Source organism: Streptomyces regalis (genome assembly GCF_001509475.1).
Lineage (GTDB): Bacteria > Actinomycetota > Actinomycetes > Streptomycetales > Streptomycetaceae > Streptomyces > Streptomyces regalis.
On the sequence record NZ_LLZG01000036.1, the window covers coordinates 94962 to 114240 of the forward strand.

The window sequence follows — 19279 nt, forward strand, 5'->3', positions numbered from 1 at the left end:
GTGGATCGCGTGCACCTCAACCCTCCACCCGCCGCCGACATCGCGGCACGCGCCGACGCCCACGCGGTCGCGCCCCTGCTCAACTGCCTGCTGCGCGAGGTGGCCGAACCGCAGGGCGGGTCCGGCGAGCGGCACGTGTACCGGCTGCCCGGCACGGGCCGCCTGCTGCGGGTCCTCGGCGAGCGGCGGCCCGCCGAGCCCGAGGTGTACGTGGCCGGCGCGTGGCAGCGCGTCGGGCACACCGAGCTCGTCAAACTCGTCGCCGAGGAACTGCGCCGCCACACCGGTCTGTCCAACCACGAACTGCCCGCCGAGATGATCGACAGCCGCGACGCGGTGGCCGCGTTGCTCACCGCACGCGCGCGTGCGACGCCGCCGGACGACGCGTACCTGCGCTCCGAGCAGTCCCTCCTCACCGGCCACCTCTACCACCCCGCCCCCAAGGCGCGCGGCGGCGGCCCGGTCGCGGCCTGGCTGCCGTACGCCCCCGAGGCACACGCCCGCTTCCCGCTGGCGCTGCTCGGCCTGCGCGAGGACACGGTCGTCGAGGAGGGCGACACCTCCGCCCTGGACGCCCTCGGCAAGGCCCCGCCCGGCTACCGGCTGCTGCCCGCGCACCCCTGGCAGCTCGGCCTCGTGGACCTGGCACCGGCCTTCGCGGACGGCACGCTGATCCGGCTGGGCACCACCGACCTGGACGTCTGGCCCACGGCCGCGATCCGCACCCTGTACGCCCCCGAGCGCGACCTGTTCCTGAAGTTCAGCCTCGATGTGCGGATCACGAACGACATCCGCCGGCTGTGGCGTCACGACCTGATGAAACTGCGCCGCACCGACGCGGCTGTCGCGGCCGCCCTCGCCACCGACCGGGCGGCCTGGCTGAGCGACCGCGGCTACCGCACCGCCGGCTTCGCCTTCGAGGAACTCGCCGTCCTCGTCCGCGACGGCTTCCACGACCGTCTGCCGCCCGGCACGACCCCGCTGCTCGCCGCCGCCCTCGTGGAGGGCTTCGAGGGCAGCCCGCTCGACGCCACGGCGGACCCGGCGGCCTGGTGGGAGGCGTACCTGGGCGCGGTCGTACCGCCCGCCCTCGCGGCCTTCGCCGAGCACGGCGTCGTACTCGAAGCGCATCTGCAGAACACGCTCGTCGCCGTCGGCAGCGACGGCATGCCGGTACAGGCGCTGTTCCGGGATGCCGAGGGCGTGAAGCTGCTCCCGGACGTGACACGGGCGGCCGGCTGGGAGCGGCTGGTGTACTGCCTGGTCGTCAACCACCTCGTGGAGGTCGCCGGCGCCCTGGCCGAACGCCACCCGCCCCTGGACCCCTGGCCCGCCGTACGCCGCGAACTCTCCCGCCACGACCTCCCCGAGATCGCCGGCCTGCTCACCGCGCCCACTCTGCCCGGCAAGACGAACCTGCTCCTGCGCTGGACGAACGCCGACGGCGCCGACGCCCGCTACCGGCCCCTGCCGAACCCACTGGCCGGCGCGTAATTGCTGATCAGCTCGGTGGGGTGCTGCCGTACCCTGGCCGGTGTGCTGCGCGACGTGACTGCTGTTCGATACGTGACCCCGTTGCGGTCCGGCGGCTCCGTGCCCGGAGTCGTCGAGGCCGACGACCTGGGCACGTACGTCGTCAAGTTCACCGGCTCCGCGCAGGGCCGCAAGGCGCTGGTCGCCGAGGTGATCGTCGGTGAACTGGCCCGCGCCCTGGGGCTGCGCTTCCCCGAGCTGGTCCTGGTCCACTTCGACCCGGCGATCGCCGACCACGAGCCGCACCAGGAGGTGCGGGAGCTGCACGCGTCCAGCGCGGGCGTCAACCTCGGCATGGACTACCTGCCGGGCGCGGTGGACTTCACCCCGGAGGTCGCCAAGGCCTTCCGCGTCGACCGGCTGGAGGCGGGCCGGATCGTCTGGCTGGACGCTCTGACCGCGAACGTCGACCGTACGGTGCACAGCTCGAACCTGATGGTCTGGCCGACGCTGGGCACGGTTCCCCCGCGCCTGTGGCTGATCGACCACGGAGCGGCCCTGATCTTCCACCACCGCTGGGACGGCTCGGACCCCGAGAAGGCGTACGACTTCCGCCACCACGCCCTCGGCCACTACGGGCCCTACGTGCGTGCCGCCGACGCGGAACTGGCGCCCAAGGTGACGGAGGAACTGCTGCGCGAGATCGTGGCGGAGGTCCCCGATGCCTGGCTCACCGACTTCGCCTCGCCCGGCGAGGCACGCGAGGCCTACGTGACGTACCTCCACACGCGCGTGCGCGCCTCGCAGCAGTGGCTGCCCACGGACTTCCCCAGCCGGGAGGAACTCGCCGCCGAGGAGGCCCTCCGGGCGGCGAAGACACAGCAAGGCCGGCCGAACTGGCTGAAGCGGGTCCCCGACCTGCACGGCAAGCCGGCCGCGGAACAGGATTGGTCGGTGCACCTCGGATGAGTGGCCGGGTAGAGATCGAGTACTGCACCCAGTGCCGCTGGCTGCCGCGTGCGGCCTGGCTGGCACAGGAGCTGCTGACGACCTTCGAGGCGGAGCTGTCCGAGCTGGCGCTGAAGCCCGGCAAGGGCGGCGTCTTCGTCGTCCGCGTCGACGACGAGGTCGTATGGGACCGCAAGGAACAGGGCTTCCCGGAGCCCACGGCCGTGAAGCAGGCCGTACGCGACCGAGTGGCCCCGGGAAGGTCCCTGGGCCACTCGGACAAACCGGCTTCCTGAGGGCTCAGCCCTTCAGCTGCTCGTACGCCGGCAGCGTCAGGAAGTCCGCGTAGTTCTCGTCGAGGGAGACCTCCAGGAGCAGGTCGTGGGCCTGCTGCCAGTGGCCGGCCGCGAAGGCCTCCTCGCCGATCTCGGTGCGGATGGCGGACAGTTCCTCGGCGGCGACCTTGCGGGCCAGCTCCGGGGTGGCCTTCTCGCCGTTCTCGAACTCGACGCCCGCGTTGATCCACTGCCAGATCTGCGAGCGGGAGATCTCGGCGGTCGCCGCGTCCTCCATGAGGTTGAAGATGGCGACCGCGCCGAGGCCGCGCAGCCACGCCTCGATGTAACGGATGCCGACCTGCACGGCGTTGATCAGGCCGTTGTACGTCGGCTTGGCGTCCAGCGAGTCGACGGCGATCAGGTCGGCCGCCTCGACGTGCACGTCCTCGCGCAGCCGGTCCTTCTGGTTCGGCTTGTCGCCGAGGACCTTGTCGAAGGACTCCATGGCGATCGGGACCAGGTCGGGGTGGGCGACCCAGGAGCCGTCGAAGCCGTCGCCGGCCTCGCGGTCCTTGTCGGCGCGGACCTTCTCGAAGGCCACCTTGTTGACCTCGGCGTCCCGGCGCGACGGGATGAACGCCGCCATGCCGCCGATCGCGTGCGCGCCGCGCTTGTGGCAGGTGCGGACGAGGAGTTCGGTGTACGCGCGCATGAACGGGGCCGTCATCGTGACCGCGTTGCGGTCCGGCAGGACGAACTTGGCGCCGCCGTCACGGAAGTTCTTGACGATGGAGAACAGGTAGTCCCAGCGGCCGGCGTTCAACCCGGCGGCGTGGTCGCGGAGTTCGTAGAGGATCTCCTCCATCTCGTACGCGGCCGTGATCGTCTCGATCAGGACGGTCGCGCGGACGGTGCCCTGCGGGATGCCGACGTAGTCCTGGGCGAAGACGAACACCTCGTTCCAGAGGCGGGCCTCCAGGTGCGACTCCGTCTTCGGGAGGTAGAAGTACGGGCCCTTGCCGAGGTCGAGCAGGCGCTGGGCGTTGTGGAAGAAGTACAGGCCGAAGTCGACCAGCGCGCCGGGGACCGGGGTGCCGTCCGCGTCGACGAGGTGGCGCTCGTTCAGGTGCCAGCCGCGGGGGCGCATGACGACCGTCGCCAGCTCCTCGTTCGGCCGCAGGGCGTACGACTTGCCGGTGCGCTCGTCCGTGAAGTCGATGTTCCTGGTGTAGGCGTCGGCCATGTTGACCTGGCCGAGGATCACGTTCTCCCAGGTGGGAGCCGAGGCGTCCTCGAAGTCCGCGAGCCAGATCTTCGCGCCCGAGTTGAGGGCGTTGATGGTCATCTTGCGGTCGGTCGGGCCGGTGATCTCCACCCGGCGGTCCTGCAGCGCGGGCGGGCACGGGCCCACCTTCCAGGAGTCGTCCGCGCGGATCGCGGCCGTCTCGGGGAGGAAGTCGAGGGTCGACGTACGGGCGATCTCGGCGCGACGCTCCGCGCGGCGGGCGAGGAGCTCGTCACGCCGGGGCGTGAACCGGCGGTGCAGCTCGGCCACGAAGGCGAGGGCCGCCTCCGTGAGCACCTCCTCCTGCCGGGGCAGGGGCTCGGCGTCGACGATGGCCAGCGGGGACGGCGCTGGTGCGGACATGAGCTGTCACTTCCTTCAGCGAGCTACGAAGACGAGCGGTCGAGCTGTCTGGCACCGGGTGCCAGTCTTCCCGGGTACGGCTGCGAAGGCCCGCGGAGCGGGCGGGCGCTTCTGAACAGTGGATACTAGTTTCCTCATGGTGGAAGTTCAATGGTTTGTTGATGTCGAGATTCTCTGAGTCGAGGCAACGTGGCTCTGGGTGCCACCGCACTTACTCAAGGTGGGCGAGATCGGCCTCCGTGTCGATGTCGTACGCCCGTGCCACGTCCCCGCACTCGACGAGCCTGATCGCCTCCTCCCGCTCCTTCAGATAGGCGCGGGCCCCTCGATCGCCGGTCGCAGTCGCCGCGATACCCGCCCAGTGGGCGGCGCCGAAGAGGACGGGATGGCCGCGTACGCCGTCGTAGGCGGCCGAGGCGAGCGACGTCTCGTCCTCGTACGCGGCGAGCACGCGCGCGACGGCCTCCGGTCCGATGCCGGGCTGGTCGACGAGCGAGACGAGCGCCGCCCTCGCCCCCGTACCGGCGAGCGAGTCGAGCCCGGCGCGCAGGGAGGAGCCCATCCCGTCGGCCCAGTCGGGGTTCTCCACCAGCACGCAGCCACCGAGCTCCGCCCGCTCCCGTACGGCGGCGGCCTGCGCGCCCAGCACCACATGCACGCGGGCACAGCCGGCCGCGCGCAGCACCCCGACGGCGTACTCGACGAGCGGCCGGCCGCGGTGCCGGAGGAGTGCCTTGGGGCGTCCGCCGAGCCGTCGTCCACCGCCCGCGGCGAGGATCAGACCGGCGACCGGGCGTGCTTCTTTCTCCGTCATGCGTCCTGCATACCTGACGTCCACGGGTGCGCCGGGTTTCCTTGGACTGAATTTCGGTCCGTACGGTGGCGCGCCCGGCACCGGTGGCGTTTACTGACCCGCGTCCCCGGCGCCCGACCACCGCCAGGGTGGCTCAACGGGGGAGCGGGACTACTGGCGCACAACGGCGTGCGAGGGGGGAGTGCTGTGTTGCGGAGCTTGGGACAGAGGCCGGTGACGGGCAGCGACGAGGACCCGAGGGTGGCGGAACTGCGGACGGCGGTGTCCCGTCTGCGCCGCGAACTCGCCGCGCATCCCTCCGAGTTCCCCGACCGGGGCATCGCCGAGGACGAACTCGGCGCGCTGGCCGCGATGACGATCGAGGGGGCGCCGGAGATTCCGCGGCTGCGCCGGTCACTGTTGCTGATCGCCGGCGCGATCGGGTCGGTCAGCGCGCTGTCCCGGGGTCTGTCGGACGTGCGTGACGCGGTGGAGCTGTTCGGGGAACCGCCGCGCGGGCGGGGCTAGGGCCTGTCTGACAATTCCCGTCGTCCGCCCGGAGGGCGGGCCCCGCGGCGTCATGGGGGTCCCCCCGCGCGAGGTTGTTCGAGCGTGCGTGCCAGGCGTCGCGGGGCAGGCGGGAATTGTCAGACAGGCCCTAGATCACCAAGGCGTGCCGAGGTGGGGAAACGGCCCCCGGTAGCCCCGGTCGGAGGTCCGGTGCTCGAACTCCTCGCAGAGCCACGTCTCCTGGGCGAACTCGGTGCGCTCCTGCCAGATCGCCAAGATGCCGTGCGGGCCGTGCTTGCCGTCGCACCGCCGGTAGAGGTCCTTGGCGTCACGGAAGCAGGCCGGCCCCGCCATCAGCGGGACGCCGGCGGGGCTGTAGTCGGACCAGACGCACGCGACGCACGCCTTGATCCGGGTGATCAGGTTCTGCTCGTCCAGGCCCGGGCCCACCGGGTCCCCGAGCCGCAGGGCGCAGTGCAGCACTCCTGCGGACATGCCCCGAAGGCGGCGCCCCTGATCGTCGTACGGATCGAATCCCGGCCGTCCGACTCGAAGACGATCTCCTCTGAGCCATGCCGGTCGGTGTAGCGCCCTGGCCGGCGCTGCATCGCCGTCAGGACTGGTTCTGGCTGGCCAGTGCCTCGGACAACTCACTGGCCACCTGCTGCAGCACCGGCACGATCTTGTCCGTCGCGGCCTCTGTGACGCGGCCCGCCGGGCCCGAGATCGAGATGGCGGCCGCGGTGGGGGAGTTGGGGACCGAGACCGCGAGGCAGCGGACGCCGACCTCCTGCTCGTTGTCATCGACCGCGTAGCCGTTGCGCCGCACGTCCTCCAGGGCCGCCAGGAAGCCGTCCGGGGTGGTGATCGTCTTCTCTGTCGCGGCGGGCATGCCGGTGCGGTACAGCAGGGCGCGCACCTCCTCCGGCGGGAACACGGCCAGCAGCGCCTTGCCGACGCCCGTGGAGTGCGGCAGGACGCGCCGGCCGACCTCGGTGAACATGCGCATCGAGTGCTTGGACGGCACCTGGGCGACGTACACGATCTCGTCGCCGTCGAGCAGGGCCATGTTCGCCGTCTCGCCGGTCTCCTCGACCAGCCGGGCGAGGTACGGCCGGGCCCAGGTGCCGAGGAGCCGGGCGGCGGACTCGCCGAGGCGGATCAGGCGCGGGCCGAGGGCGTAGCGGCGGTTGGGCTGCTGGCGTACGTATCCGCACGCCACCAGCGTCCGCATGAGGCGGTGGATGGTGGGCAGCGGCAGCCCGCTGCTCGCGGACAGCTCGCTCAGACCGACCTCGCCGCCCGCGTCCGCCATCCTCTCCAGCAGGTCGAAGGCGCGCTCGAGGGACTGGACACCGCCGCCGTTGCTGGACCTGGCGGAGTCGGTGGTGCTGGCGCTGGACGTCGGCACGGCGCGTTCCTTTCGGGGCGGTGGGAAGGGCAGAAGCCTACCCGTCAGTCGGTTGACTCCCCGCTTGTACATAGCTACGTTCTGCGTGCTGGAATTCTAATTCCGCTTTGTGGAAACGTCCAGAGTGCGCGGGGTGGGTGCACTGTGGAGAAGTGTGCCCTTGACGGCGCGGGAACGGGAGCGGAGACTCCTTCAACAGAAAGTTGAATTCCGTTACGCGGAAGTTAACGGCGGCAGAGAGGGGTCCGGGTGTCCGACGTCGAACTGGTGCTGCGCTCGACGCGCGTCATCACTCCTGAGGGGACGCGGGCCGCTTCGGTCACGGTCTCCGCCGGCAAGATCACGGCCGTGCTCGGGTACGACGCCGAAGTACCCTCCGGCGCCCGGCTGGAGGACCTCGGCGACGATGTCCTGCTGCCCGGCCTGGTCGACACCCACGTGCACGTCAACGACCCCGGCCGCACCGAGTGGGAGGGCTTCTGGACCGCCACGCGCGCGGCGGCGGCCGGCGGCATCACCACCCTCGTCGACATGCCGCTCAACTCCCTCCCGCCCACCACGACGGTCGACCACCTCCGCACCAAGCAGGACGTCGCCGCCGACAAGGCGCACATCGACGTCGGCTTCTGGGGCGGCGCCCTGCCCGACAACGTCAAGGACCTGCGCCCGCTGCACGAGGCCGGTGTCTTCGGCTTCAAGGCCTTCCTGTCGCCGTCCGGGGTGGACGAGTTCCCGCACCTCGACCAGGACCGACTCGCCCAGTCGCTGGCCGAGATCGCCTCCTTCGGCGGCCTGCTGATCGTGCACGCCGAGGACCCGCATCACCTCGAAGCCGCCCCGCAGCAGGGCGGCCCCAAGTACGCCGACTTCCTGGCCTCCCGCCCGCGCGACGCTGAGGACACGGCGATCGCCCAGCTGATCGCCCAGGCGAGGCGCCTGCACGCGCGCGTGCACGTCCTGCACCTGTCGTCGAGCGACGCGCTGCCGCTGATCGCCGAGGCCAAGCGGGACGGCGTACGGATCACCGTCGAGACCTGCCCGCACTACCTGACCCTCACCGCCGAGGAAGTCCCCGACGGCGCCAGCGAGTTCAAGTGCTGCCCGCCGATCCGCGAGTCCGCCAACCAGGACCTGCTCTGGCAGGCGCTGGCCGACGGCACGATCGACTGCGTGGTGACCGACCACTCGCCGTCCACGGCCGACCTGAAGACCGACGACTTCGCGACCGCCTGGGGCGGTATCTCCGGACTCCAGCTGAGCCTGGCCGCGGTGTGGACCGAGGCCCGCAGGCGCGGGCACGGCCTGGAGGACGTGGTCCGCTGGATGTCCGCGCGGACGGCGCAGCTCGTCGGACTGGATCAGAAGGGCGCCATCGAGGCCGGCCGCGACGCCGACTTCGCCGTCCTCGCGCCCGACGAGACCTTCACCGTGGACCCGGCCGCCCTCCAGCACCGCAACCGCGTGACGGCGTACGCGGGCAAGACCCTCTATGGCGTCGTGAAGTCCACCTGGCTGCGCGGCGAACGCATCGTGGCCGAGGGCGAGTTCACCGATCCGAAGGGCCGACTGCTCACGCGCGCCCACTGACCGTCCCCCATCCCGCACCCGCAGCGGCCGATTCCTGAAAGGCACACCTCGTGACGGCGATACCCAGCTTCACCGGCGACGCGAACCCCTACGGAGGCGGTGACCCGTACGCGGACTACCGCACCGCCGACTTCCCCTTCACCCAGTACGCCAACCTCGCCGACCGCCGGCTCGGCGCCGGTGTCGTCGCCGCCAACGACGAGTTCTTCGCCCAGCGCGAGAACCTGCTGGTGCCCGAGCGGGCCGAGTTCGACCCCGAGCACTTCGGGCACAAGGGCAAGATCATGGACGGCTGGGAGACGCGGCGGCGGCGCGGTGCCTCCGCCGAGCACCCGTGGCCGACGGCCGAGGACCACGACTGGGCGCTGGTACGCCTGGGTGCGCCCGGGGTGATCCGCGGGATCGTCGTCGACACGGCCCACTTCCGCGGCAACTACCCGCAGGCGGTGTCCGTCGAGGGCACGTCGGTTCCGGGCTCTCCGTCGCCCGAGGAACTGCTGGCCGACGACGTGAAGTGGACCCCGCTGGTGCCGCGCACGCCGGTGGGCGGACATGCGGAGAATGGTTTCTCCATCGCCGTCGAACAGCGCTTCACCCATCTGCGGGTCAACCAGCACCCCGACGGCGGCATCGCGCGCCTGCGGGTGTACGGCGAGGTGGCACCGGACCCGCAGTGGCTGAAGGTGCTGAGCACCTTCGACGTGGTCGCCCTGGAGAACGGCGGCCAGGTCGAGGACGCCTCCAACCTCTTCTACTCGCCCGCCACGAACACCATCCAGCCGGGCCGCTCCCGCAAGATGGACGACGGCTGGGAGACCCGCCGACGCCGCGACCAGGGCAACGACTGGATCCGCTACCGGCTGGCGGCGCAGTCCCAGATCCGGGCGATCGAGATCGACACGGCGTATCTGAAGGGCAACAGCGCGGGCTGGGCGTCGGTGTCGGTGAAGGATGCCGATGAGAGCGGGGCCGGTGAGTGGACCGAGATCCTCCCGCGCACCCGCCTCCAGCCCGACACCAACCACCGCTTCGTCCTGCCGACCCCTGCCGTCGGCACGCACGCGCGCGTGGACATCTTCCCGGACGGCGGTATCTCCCGGCTGCGGCTGCACGGCTCGCTGACGGAGCAGGGGGCGGCGGCGCTGGCGGCCCGACACCAGGAGCTGGGCGGCTGACCCCGGTGGCGCACCGGACCGCCAACACCGGTGCGCCTCGCTATCGTTGACCTGGTTGCCGTAAACGGACCAGGGGGACTCGATGGGCGTGTTGCTGTACTACCCGACGGTGAATCCGCCCACCGAGGTCGTCCACCAGGCCCTGCTCTACTGGGACGGCATCGCCTCGGTCGTGCCACGCGACCCTCGGCTGTACGAGGCGCTCGTCGGCCCCGAACTGAGGCGGCTGGAAGAGCGTGAGCTGTACCGGCCGCTCGCCTTCACCGATGAGTCGCTCGATGTCCTGGACAGATACGGGCCCTCGCCCCACGCGGACCAGAACTGGTCCGTCCTGACCGGTGAGCTCCGGCGGATCGCGGCCCGCCCGGATCCGCCCGTGCCCACGTCACCGCCCGAAGCGGTCCTCTTCACGTCGAAGATCACCTACCCGCTCAAGCAGCTGCTGCTGGAGCTCGGGCTGGCCACCAACCTCGTGCCCTGGTCCTTCGGGGCGCAGCTCTCCGTCTCCAAGGAGGTCCAGAGCCTGGTCGTCGGTGTGCTGGCCCGCGAGCTCGCCGCCACCACGGACAGCGCCCTCTTCCCGTACACGGACAGCGAGGACGCGTACCGCAACAGCCTGCGGCCGGCCTCCCCGACCCGCTGTCTGGCCTGGGAGATGGAACTGGGCCGGCTGCTGCCCGTCCCGGCGCCGGACACCCCGACCGAGGACGTCCTCGCCTTCCGCGAGAAGTACGCCGACGAACGACGCCGCCTGATGCGCGCCCTGCACCGCATGCTGGGCGATCTGCGCCGTGACTACGAGCACCCGGCGGACGTCTTCGCCCAGCTGCGCCTGGAACTCTCCGAGGCGGTCGAGGACTACCGAGCAGCGCGCCGCAGCAGCCGTATGGCCTGGGCGCACCGTTCGGTCACGGTGTCGGTCGCGCTTGCCGCCGCGGCCGGCGGCGCCCTGCTGCTGCCGGACCTCGGCTGGTTGCTCGGCACGATCGGCGGCTACGCCCTGAACGTGGCCACCCGGGAGATCCGCCCGCTGGCCAGGGCCCGGGACGACCACGACTTCAGCTATCTGCACCGGGTGCAGAGCGGACTGGCCTGAAGTGGCCTGAAGTGGCCTGAAGGAGGGCATCACGGTGGCACTGGCGTCGAGACACCCGGGCAGCGCACGGCTGGAGGCAGGACGCCCTTGGCGTGTCGAGATCACCTACGCACGAGGGTGGCACGCACTGCGCCTCTCGTCCGGGGGCGCCGCACCGACGTGGGACGAGATCGACCGATTCCTCGCGGAGAGCGGCTACGCCCGGACGGCACCGGCGCCCTGCCGGGCCCCCCGGGCAGGCGACGAGTTCGACGTCGTGGGCTGGAGCGGGCACGCCCCCGGAGGATCGCTCCGGCGAGAGAAGGACCCCGAGCGGGCCGGGCCGGCGCAGGACGTCACCGTGGCGCTGCCCTTGGTGGAGGTGGGGGAGATACGGCGGGCCCTGGACGCGCTGCGGGCCCATCTCCCCCGGCCCGAGCAGACCGCACGGATCTCCGCGCTGATCGCGGCCCTGGACGCCGTCGACACGGTGACAGTGGCGCTCCCCGCCGCCACCGCCGGCGCCCTCCACCACACCTTGTCGGTGATCGGCCCCTGGACCGAGGGTCTCGACGACGACACCGCGCGCGTGGTGGGCGACCTCGCCCGGTACGTGGGCATGTCGCAGCCCGGTGCCGGCCCCTGGCGCCACGTCCGGGGCACCTTGCAGGACGCCCTGCGCGAGGCCCTGTCCCGCCCCGGCGCCGAGGGACTGGCCGCACGCGACGAACTGCTCACCGTCCTCCGCAGATTCACCGACGCCCACGCGGCGGCGACGGCGGCGGACGATGCGGAGCAGCGGCGCTTGCAGGCGGAGAGGGCGGCGGGGGAGCGGGCGGAACCCTGAGCTCCGTCGTCGATGCCGGCTGGCCGGCCGGCGAACCGGCGGGCCGGCGAGTCGGCCCGGCCGCAGGAGCTAGGCAGCATGGCCCCCGTCCACCGCGAACTCCGCCCCCGTGACGTAGTCCGCCCCGGCCAGGTGCACCACCGTCGACGCCACCTCGTCGGCCGTGCCGAAGCGGCCCAGTGCGGTCATCGCCGCCTGGTCGGGCGCGTGGGGGCCGTCGGCGGGGTTCATGTCCGTGTCGATGGGGCCGGGGTGGACGATGTTCGCCGTGATGCCGCGCGGGCCCAGCTCGCGGGCCAGGGCTCGCGTCAGGCCGATCAGGGCCGACTTGCTGGTCGCGTAGAGCGTTCCGCCGGGGCCCGGCACACGCTGGGTCATGCAGGTGCCGATCGTGATGATCCTGCCCCCTTCCGTCATGCGGGCGGCCGCTGCCTGGGAGGCCAGGAAGACGCCCCGGACGTTCACGGCGATGACCCGGTCCACGTCCGCGAGCGAGAGGCCCTCCAGCGGGCCCAGCACGCCGACGCCGGCGTTGTTCACCAGCACGTCCAGGCCTCCCAGTGCCTCCGCCGTACGCCCCGCCGCGCCCGCCGCCTCGTCTGCGTCCGCGGAGTCCGCCCGCAGGGCCACGGCCCGCCGTCCCAGCGACTGAACGGCCCGTACGACCTCCTCGGCCGCCTCCTTGCCGTTCACGTAGGTCACGGCGACGTCCGCGCCCTCCCGCGCGAGCCGCAGTGCCGTCGCCGCGCCGATGCCGCGGCTGCCGCCGGTGACCAGGGCGACCTTGCCGTGCAGGGCACCGGGTGCGGTGGTCATGGGTACATGAGTGGTGGTGGTTGTCATGGGTCCATCCCAGCGCCGCGCGGGCCGAAGCGCTGGCGGCGAACGGACACCGAGATCGCGGGGAGATGGAACCAGTCGGAACCAGATGAAAACCGGCGGAACTCATCGGAACCCGGCGAAACGCATCGGAACTCTTTGCTCCGGTTCTCTCGTTCACCCCACGTGACTCTTCAGCAAGAAATCGTCGGCAACGCCATGCAGATGGCGGTCGTCAGCCTGCAGCCCGGCCAGACCGTGTACTGCGAGGCGGGCAAGTTTCTCTTCAAGACCACGAACGTGACCATGGAGACCCGCCTGACCGGTCCGTCGAACGGACAGCAACCCCAAGGCGGCTCGACCGCCGGCGGCGGAGGCGGCATGGGCGGCATGCTGCGCCAGGCCATGGGCACCGCCATGCAGGTCGGCCAGCGCGTCCTCGCGGGCGAGTCGATCGCGTTCCAGTACTTCACGTCCCAGGGCGGGGAGGGCACCGTCGGCTTCGCGGGCGTCCTCCCGGGCGAGATGCGCGCCCTGGAGCTCGACGGCACGCGCGCGTGGTTCGCCGAGAAGGACGCCTTCGTCGCCGCCGAGTCCACCGTCGACTTCGGCATCGCCTTCCAGGGCGGCAGGACCGGCATGAAGGGCGGCGAGGGCTTCGTCCTGGAGAAGTTCACCGGGCGGGGCACGGTGATCATCGCCGGTGCGGGCAACTTCATCGACCTCAACCCGGCCGACTTCGGCGGCCGTATCGAGGTCGACACGGGCTGCGTCGTCGCCTTCGAGGAGGGCATCCAGTACGGCGTCCAGCGCGTCGGCGGCCTGAACCGGCAGGGCCTGATGAACGCCGTCTTCGGCGGTGAGGGCCTCTCCCTGGCCACCCTGGAGGGCAACGGCCGCGTCATCCTGCAGTCCCTCACCATCGAAAGCCTGGCCAACGCCCTGAAGAAGGCCCAGGGCGGCGACAAGCAGGGCCCGACGGGCGGCCTGTTCTCGACGAACGCGGGCTGAGGCGCACGCGGCCCACCGATGAGTTGCGGGTGCCGGTGGGGTCTGAGGTGATGACAGCAGGACCCCCACCCCGGAAAAGAGGCACCCCTCATGGGCAAGCTCGTCTCCACCCTCTTCGTCACGCTCGACGGCGTCTACCAGGCTCCCGGCGGCCCGCAGGAGGACACCCGCGGCGGCTTCGAGCACGGCGGCTGGAGCTTTCCGTACGCCGACGACGACTTCGGCCAGTTCATCAACGAGGTCTTCGCACGCCCCGGCGCCTTCCTCCTCGGGCGGCGTACGTACGACATCTTCGCGTCGTACTGGCCGAAGGTGACCGACCCGGCCGACCCGGTCGCGTCCAAGCTCAACGGGCTGCCGAAGTACGTCGCCTCCTCGACGCTGACGGACCCCGAGTGGTCCGGCACCACCGTGGTCAGCGGCGACCTCGCCAAGGAGGTCACCGCCCTGAAGGAGCGCACCGACGGCGAGCTCCAGGTCCACGGCAGCGGCGCCCTGGTCAGGTCTCTGCTGGCCTTCGACCTGGTCGACACCCTCCACCTGCTGACCTTCCCGGTGGTGCTCGGCACGGGCCACCGCCTGTTCGGGGAGGGCGCCGTGCCCACCGCGTTCAGGCACACCGCCGGCCGCACCACGAGCAAGGGCGTCGCCATCCATTCGTACGACCTCGCGGGCCGCCCCGAATACGGCTCGTTCGAGCTCCCCGAGAACGCCTGACGACCCGTCCCGCGGCGTTCTCGCACAGCCACCTCATGGAGGGTCCTGCGCGTGCGGGCAAGGAGTGGTGCACTGCGCGTCAACCGGCCCCCGGCGTCCCGGCCCAGCGTGACCGAGTCGCCTGCCAGCCACCCGGAATCGAGGAAGCAGCGCATGCCGTTCATCACCGTGGGCCAGGAGAACTCCACCACCATCGACCTCTATTACGAGGACCACGGGACCGGGCAGCCGGTCGTCCTCATCCACGGCTTCCCGCTCGACGGACACCCCTGAGAGCGACAGAGTGCCGTGCTGCTCGACGCCGGCTACCGCGTGATCACCTACGATCGCCGCGGGTTCGGGCAGTCCAGCCAGCCGACGACCGGCTACGACTACGACACCTTCGCGGCTGACCTGAACACCGTGATGGAGACCCTCGACCTGACCGACACCGTCCTGGTCGGGTTCTCCATGGGCACCGGTGAGGTCGCCCGCTACGTGTCCCACTACGGCTCCGCCCGGGTTGCCAAGGCCGCCTTCCTGGCCTCGTTGGAGCCCTGCCTGCTCAAGAGCGACGACAACCCGGACGGGGTCGCCCCGCAGGAGTTCTTCGACGGCGTCGTCGCGGCCGTCAAGGCGGACCGCTATGCGTACTACACCGCCTTCTACAACGACTTCTACAACCTCGGCGAGAACCTCGGCACCAGGATCAGCGAGGAGGCCGTGCGCAACAGCTGGAACGTCGCCGCCGGCGGTGGCTTCCACGCGGCGGCTGCCGCGCCGTCGACCTGGTACATCGATTTCCGGGCCGACATCCCGGCCCTCGACGTACCGGCCCTGATCCTGCACGGCACGGGCGACCGCATCCTGCCCGTCGAGGGCACCGCGCGGCCGTTCCACAAGGCCCTCCCGTCCGCCAACTATGTGGAGATCGAGGGCGCGCCGCACGGCCTGCTCTGGACCCACGGGTGCGGGAGCGCTGGGCGCGCAGGTAGTCCCGGCGGGCATGAGTTCGCCGGCCTAGAGGAGGATGCGTACGTCCGCCTGGTACAGCTCGGGGACGGCGCGCAGGGTGCGCTCGTGGTAGGCGGTGGCCTCCGGGACCATCAGGCCCCACTGAGTGGCCCGGATGTAGCGCGTCATGGGGATCTCGACGTCGACGAGGCGGGCACCGAGGCTCTCGAGACGGTCGATCGCGCGCCGGACCGTGGCCTCGACCTCGGGGCCGACGTGGTCGAAGTAGTAATTGCTCGGCACTCCGACGCGCAGGCCCGTCAAATCCGTGCTCCCGCCCGGCCGGTGGTCCGCGGTGGACGCGGTGAGGGAAGCGGGATCGCGCGGGTCGTGCCCGGCCAGGGCGTCGAGGACCAGCGCCGCGTCCTCGACGGTGCCGGTGATCGGCCCGACGTGGTCCAGCGACCAGGAGAGCGATGTGACGCCGTGGCGGGGGACGAGGCCGTAGGTCGGCTTGAGGCCGACGACCCCGTTGAGCGCGGAAGGCACGCGGATCGATCCGCCGGTGTCGGTCCCCAGGGCGAAGGTCGCGGTGCCCGCGGCGACGGCGACGGCGGACCCGCCGCTGGAGCCGTCTGCGACCCGGCCGGTGTCCCAGGCGTTGTTGGTCTGGGGAGTGGTCAGACCGTAGGTGAACTCATGGGTGTGGGTCTTGCCGATCAGGACCGCGCCGGCCGCGGTCAGGCGGGCGGCGACCGTGCTGTCGGCCTCGGCGCGGTGGTCGGCGCGCACCCGGGAGCCGGCCGTGGTGGCCGCGCCGGCGACATCGATCAGGTCCTTCAGCCCCATGGGCCGGGTGCGGACGCACCCTTGCGGGTACCGGCCGGCTCGCGGATGCTCGCAGGCAGCGGCGTGCCGAGGCTGCAGGCCGCAGCGCGGGGGACTGTGCGCTCTTCGTGTTCGTCTTGTGTGTTTGTGGCGTGCCGATGCCGCCCCCGTGCCGTTGCGTGCACGAGAGCCGCGTCGGGCGGGTCAGCGGTGGGCGGCACGGTTCATCTCGACGACGTCGTCGAGGGTGGGGTCGGCCGGGAGGGCGGCCCTGCGCTCCAGCATGCTGTCGCGGACGGCCCTGTCCTTGACAGGATCGGCCGCGGCCAGGGCGGCGGGGAGTTCGTCGAGGGTGAGCTCGGTGCAGTAGGCAGGGCCCATCGGCTGCTGACGCCAGGAGTCGGCCAGGCCGCCCGCGTCGTACGGGTCGAAGCCCGTGTCGTCCACCAGGCTCATGGCCACCTTCCGCGCCTCGTCGGAGTCGCCGGCGACCGGGATGGCGATACGGCCGGGGGTTCCCGCCGGGACGCCCCGCGTGCGCTGGGTTTCTGCCAGCGCGGCGTTCCATGCCTTGACGACGGGACGGCCGAGCTGCTCGGCGGTGTACACGCTCTCTATCTGGCCGTTGTCCACCGCCTCGATCTGCCCGCTGAGGATGCCCGGGTAGTAGTTCGAGGTGTCGATGACCACCGTCTCGGCGGGCACCGACGCGAACAGGTCCGCCAGCTGCCCCGCCACCCCGAACGGGATCGACAGGATGATCACGTCCCTGCCCTGGACCGACTCCTCCAGGGCCACAGCGCGGGCCCCGGACTCCAGCACGTCGGCCGCTATGGCCTCGGGGCCGCGGGCGTCGGCGACCTGGACGTCGTGACCGGCCGTGCTGAGCTTGGCGGCGAGATTCCCGCCGATGGCACCGGCGCCTATGACGGTAATTTTCATGATTTGGTCCTCGGGGGGTTGTGCTGCCCCTGAGGGCAGCGCGATGTGATGGCTGGGTGGTGGCGCCACCTGGCGTTGCGGGGGTCGGGGCAGGGCGAGGGGCCTGGCGGTTTACGCCGGGGTGTCCCCCTGGCTGTAGCCGTTCGCGATGAGCGTGCGGAGCCGGTCGAGCGGCTCCTCCTCGGTACCGGTGCCTTTGATCCAGGCAACGGAACAGGCCGCGAGGAACAGGTCGTGCCCGCGCACCGACGCGCGCACGCGCCCCGCGAGCTGCGCGGCTCGCACGTACTGATCGGTGGCGGAGATGAGGATGTCGCAGGGAATCGTGAGCGGGTTGTCCGGCTCCTGCGCCCGGGCCGCGGCCATGAGCGGGTCCGGCAGCCCGCTGAAGGCGCTGAAGTAGTCCTCCATCGCCCGCAGCCACTGCTCCAGCGCCTCGGCGGGGTCGTCGAGCCGCTTGATGTCCGCCTGACGAGCCGCCAGCTCCTCGGAGCGCGTCTGCAGCACAGCCGCCAGCAGCGCCTCCCGGGTGGGGAAGTGCCGGTACAGAGTGCCGGGCCCGACGCCCGCCTCCTTGGCCACCGCCTCGAGGGAGGTGCCGACCCCGTGCTGCAGAAAGTGGCGCTGCGCGGTCTCCAGGAGGGCAGCGCGGTTGCGCTGAACGTCCGCGCGGGGCTTGCGTCCCCGCAGTTCACCGGCGCTCATGCGCCCTCCTGCCTGCCCTGATCCTGCGGCCGCATCAAAGCGGATGCTGCCTCCGTATGCATTCGAGAGTAAAGCGGAGGCGGCATCCGGTCAATTCGGCGACCCGACCACGGAGCCCGGACAGCACAGGGCCCACCTGTCTGGCCGCAGCGCGCAGAGCAAGAGCCGTGCGGAAGTGGGCGTGCGGGGTGCCGCGCCGCCGGTCCCGACTTCCGGCGTCCTGGACCGTGACCCGCATGCATCACCAGCACCCCTGACCGGGTTCGGGACACAGGTCTCCAACTTGTTCGGCCCTCCTGCGCCGAGCCCTGACCCGTCCCCCGGCCCAGGACGTCAGGGGGTGAGCTGCTGGTGCCCTATGACGGAGAGCAGTTCGAGCTTGCTGTGGCTCTCCGTGCCGGGGCGAGTGGTCAGCACCACCAGGGTCTGGGCGCGGTTCTCGGTGAACAGGATCTGGGCGTCGACGTCGATGCGGCCGAGTTCGGGATGGAGGATGGTCTTGCAGTCGTCGTAGCTCTGTGCGACCTCCTGAAGTTCCCACATGCGGACGAACTCGGGGCTGTGTTCCTGGAGTTCGGCGAGGATCCGGGCGGCCCGGGGGGTGTTGCTGCCGGCTGTCAGCGCGGCCCGCAGGCGCGCTGCCTGGGCACGGCCGTGGCGTTCGTGGGTCTCCTCGGGAACCATCAGACGTTCGGCCGGGTCCATGAACCAGCGGTAGTAGCCGCTGCGGGCCAGACCGGTGTGGCGGGTCTGGTCGCCGAGCAGCGCCACGGCCAAGGGGTTCATCGCGAGGGTGTCGAACAGATCGGTCTGCGCCAGGGCCGGGGAGTCGTCCAGGCGGTCCAGGACCCGCATCAGCGGCGGGCTGACATGTTCGGAGCGTTGGAAGCGGGCCGGGGCGTTGTGGCCGATGAGCACGAAGAGATGGTCGCGCTCGTCCAGGGACAGCCGCAGCGCCCGGGCGAGAGCCGCGGTGATCTGGACGGAAGGCTGCGGAGCACGCTGCTGCTCCAGCCGGGCGTAGTAGTCGGTGGACATGCCGGCGAGCTGCGCGACCTCCTCGCGACGCAGCCCCTGGGTACGCCTGCGTGGCCCCTCGACCAGCCCGACGTCGCGGGGCCGCAGCGTCTCACGCCGGTGGCGCAGGAATGCCGCCAGTTCCTTCTTGTCCATGCCCCCATCCTCACCGTATCCCGGCCGGCTATCCAGAGACCGCCGATCCATGGCTGAGCACTCCTCTCCCACCTGCGCGAAGCCGCCCATGAGTGAGGCTGACGCCGAGGGCGCTCGCGGCGGGACGATCCAATGGTCCCTTGACCTGCATGACCCGCTGGGAAATTCGCTGACCGTCGGCGGTGCGCCGCCGACCGCCGGCAGGGAAGACGGCCTGCGGCGACGGTCCCCCGTCGACGACGCCCGACGCTTTGGGAGCGGCCCCGGGCCTCGCCGGCCCGGCCTGGCCGAGACGACGATGTGCGCCGTGTCGGCCGGGCGCTCGGGCCCGTCGGTACTCAGGACCGAGCCGGTCGTGCCTCCCCGCACCTGCCTGCGTGCTGTTGTTCCGCGTCGGTCACTGCAG

19 protein-coding genes and 2 pseudogenes are annotated in these 19279 nt (G+C 71.4%); 11 read left to right on the forward strand and 10 right to left on the reverse strand.

The features are described 5' to 3' along the window. From ADL12_RS07775 to ADL12_RS07785, 3 genes are read left to right on the forward strand one after another with little or no spacing between them, the layout of a single operon-like run. Positions 1-1494 (forward strand): IucA/IucC family protein, encoded by a 1494-nt coding sequence (locus tag ADL12_RS07775; RefSeq protein WP_062699940.1) that lies wholly within the window; start codon positions 1-3, stop codon positions 1492-1494. A 42-nt stretch (positions 1495-1536) separates the two neighbouring features. Beyond that, positions 1537-2442, forward strand: a complete 906-nt coding sequence (locus tag ADL12_RS07780; RefSeq protein WP_062700029.1) for a HipA family kinase — start codon at positions 1537-1539, stop codon at positions 2440-2442. Continuing rightward, complete coding sequence (locus ADL12_RS07785) at positions 2439-2717, forward strand: Rdx family protein (RefSeq protein WP_062699942.1); 279 nt, start codon at positions 2439-2441, stop codon at positions 2715-2717. Before ADL12_RS07780 ends, ADL12_RS07785 begins: the two co-directional genes overlap by 4 nt. A gap of 4 nt (positions 2718-2721) precedes the next feature. Here the strand turns inward: ADL12_RS07785 and aceB are convergent, their stop codons facing one another. After that, entirely contained in the window at positions 2722-4347 is a 1626-nt protein-coding gene (gene aceB, locus ADL12_RS07790; RefSeq protein WP_062699944.1) for a malate synthase A, read from the reverse strand. 211 nt (positions 4348-4558) lie between these two features. After that, positions 4559-5161 carry a nucleotidyltransferase family protein gene (locus tag ADL12_RS07795; protein WP_062699945.1) on the reverse strand — a complete coding sequence of 201 codons (603 nt, stop codon included), beginning with the start codon at positions 5159-5161 and terminating at the stop codon, positions 4559-4561. A 213-nt stretch (positions 5162-5374) separates the two neighbouring features. Here ADL12_RS07795 and ADL12_RS07800 point away from each other — a divergent pair, with 213 nt between their 5' ends. Next, positions 5375-5668: a DUF5955 family protein gene (locus ADL12_RS07800; protein ID WP_063806629.1), complete on the forward strand. Its 294-nt coding sequence runs from the start codon at positions 5375-5377 to the stop codon at positions 5666-5668. A gap of 135 nt (positions 5669-5803) precedes the next feature. Here the strand turns inward: ADL12_RS07800 and ADL12_RS07805 are convergent, their stop codons facing one another. The 3 genes from ADL12_RS07805 to ADL12_RS07810 are packed head-to-tail and all read right to left on the reverse strand — an operon-like array spanning position 5804 to position 7061. Then, positions 5804-6145, reverse strand: a complete 342-nt coding sequence (locus tag ADL12_RS07805; RefSeq protein ID WP_062699949.1) for a hypothetical protein — start codon at positions 6143-6145, stop codon at positions 5804-5806. Then, positions 6070-6258, reverse strand: coding sequence for a DUF6304 family protein (locus ADL12_RS58040; protein ID WP_341846348.1), 189 nt, complete (start codon positions 6256-6258; stop codon positions 6070-6072). Before ADL12_RS58040 ends, ADL12_RS07805 begins: the two co-directional genes overlap by 76 nt. Before the next feature lie 5 nt (positions 6259-6263). Continuing rightward, positions 6264-7061, reverse strand: coding sequence for an IclR family transcriptional regulator (locus tag ADL12_RS07810; RefSeq protein ID WP_062699951.1), 798 nt, complete (start codon positions 7059-7061; stop codon positions 6264-6266). A 249-nt stretch (positions 7062-7310) separates the two neighbouring features. Here ADL12_RS07810 and allB point away from each other — a divergent pair, with 249 nt between their 5' ends. The 4 genes from allB to ADL12_RS07830 all read left to right on the forward strand — a co-directional run bounded on the left by allB (position 7311) and on the right by ADL12_RS07830 (position 11745). Further along, entirely contained in the window at positions 7311-8648 is a 1338-nt protein-coding gene (allB, locus tag ADL12_RS07815) for an allantoinase AllB (protein WP_062699952.1), read from the forward strand. Positions 8649-8698: 50 nt separating this feature from the next. After that, positions 8699-9823, forward strand: coding sequence for an allantoicase (alc, locus tag ADL12_RS07820; protein WP_062699954.1), 1125 nt, complete (start codon positions 8699-8701; stop codon positions 9821-9823). Between the two features lie 82 nt (positions 9824-9905). Further along, positions 9906-10919, forward strand: a complete 1014-nt coding sequence (locus ADL12_RS07825; RefSeq protein WP_062699956.1) for a DUF6236 family protein — start codon at positions 9906-9908, stop codon at positions 10917-10919. Between the two features lie 34 nt (positions 10920-10953). Beyond that, positions 10954-11745: a hypothetical protein gene (locus tag ADL12_RS07830; protein ID WP_062699958.1), complete on the forward strand. Its 792-nt coding sequence runs from the start codon at positions 10954-10956 to the stop codon at positions 11743-11745. Between the two features lie 69 nt (positions 11746-11814). On the opposite strand, the gene ADL12_RS07835 is transcribed toward ADL12_RS07830, so the two are convergent. Continuing rightward, complete coding sequence (locus ADL12_RS07835; protein WP_062699960.1) at positions 11815-12561, reverse strand: SDR family oxidoreductase; 747 nt, start codon at positions 12559-12561, stop codon at positions 11815-11817. A gap of 189 nt (positions 12562-12750) precedes the next feature. Between ADL12_RS07835 and ADL12_RS07840 the strand changes: the two genes are divergently transcribed. From ADL12_RS07840 to ADL12_RS07850, 3 genes and pseudogenes are all read left to right on the forward strand, one after another. Then, positions 12751-13575 (forward strand): AIM24 family protein, encoded by an 825-nt coding sequence (locus ADL12_RS07840; protein WP_079051909.1) that lies wholly within the window; start codon positions 12751-12753, stop codon positions 13573-13575. A 90-nt stretch (positions 13576-13665) separates the two neighbouring features. Next, entirely contained in the window at positions 13666-14292 is a 627-nt protein-coding gene (locus ADL12_RS07845) for a dihydrofolate reductase family protein (RefSeq protein ID WP_062699964.1), read from the forward strand. 153 nt (positions 14293-14445) lie between these two features. Further along, positions 14446-15237: pseudogene (locus ADL12_RS07850) on the forward strand (alpha/beta fold hydrolase); the annotation flags it as partial. Positions 15238-15294: 57 nt separating this feature from the next. Here ADL12_RS07850 and ADL12_RS07855 read toward each other — a convergent pair. The 4 genes and pseudogenes from ADL12_RS07855 to ADL12_RS07870 form a co-directional block, all read right to left on the reverse strand. Then, positions 15295-16080, reverse strand: a pseudogene (locus ADL12_RS07855) (amidase); the annotation flags it as partial. Positions 16081-16257: 177 nt separating this feature from the next. Further along, positions 16258-16995: an NADPH-dependent F420 reductase gene (locus ADL12_RS07860; protein WP_062699967.1), complete on the reverse strand. Its 738-nt coding sequence runs from the start codon at positions 16993-16995 to the stop codon at positions 16258-16260. A gap of 111 nt (positions 16996-17106) precedes the next feature. Further along, a complete protein-coding gene (locus ADL12_RS07865; protein ID WP_062699969.1) occupies positions 17107-17700 on the reverse strand; it encodes a TetR/AcrR family transcriptional regulator in 594 nt (197 codons plus the stop codon). A 333-nt stretch (positions 17701-18033) separates the two neighbouring features. Next, positions 18034-18873: a helix-turn-helix transcriptional regulator gene (locus ADL12_RS07870; RefSeq protein ID WP_062699971.1), complete on the reverse strand. Its 840-nt coding sequence runs from the start codon at positions 18871-18873 to the stop codon at positions 18034-18036. Between the last annotated feature and the right edge of the window lie 406 nt (positions 18874-19279).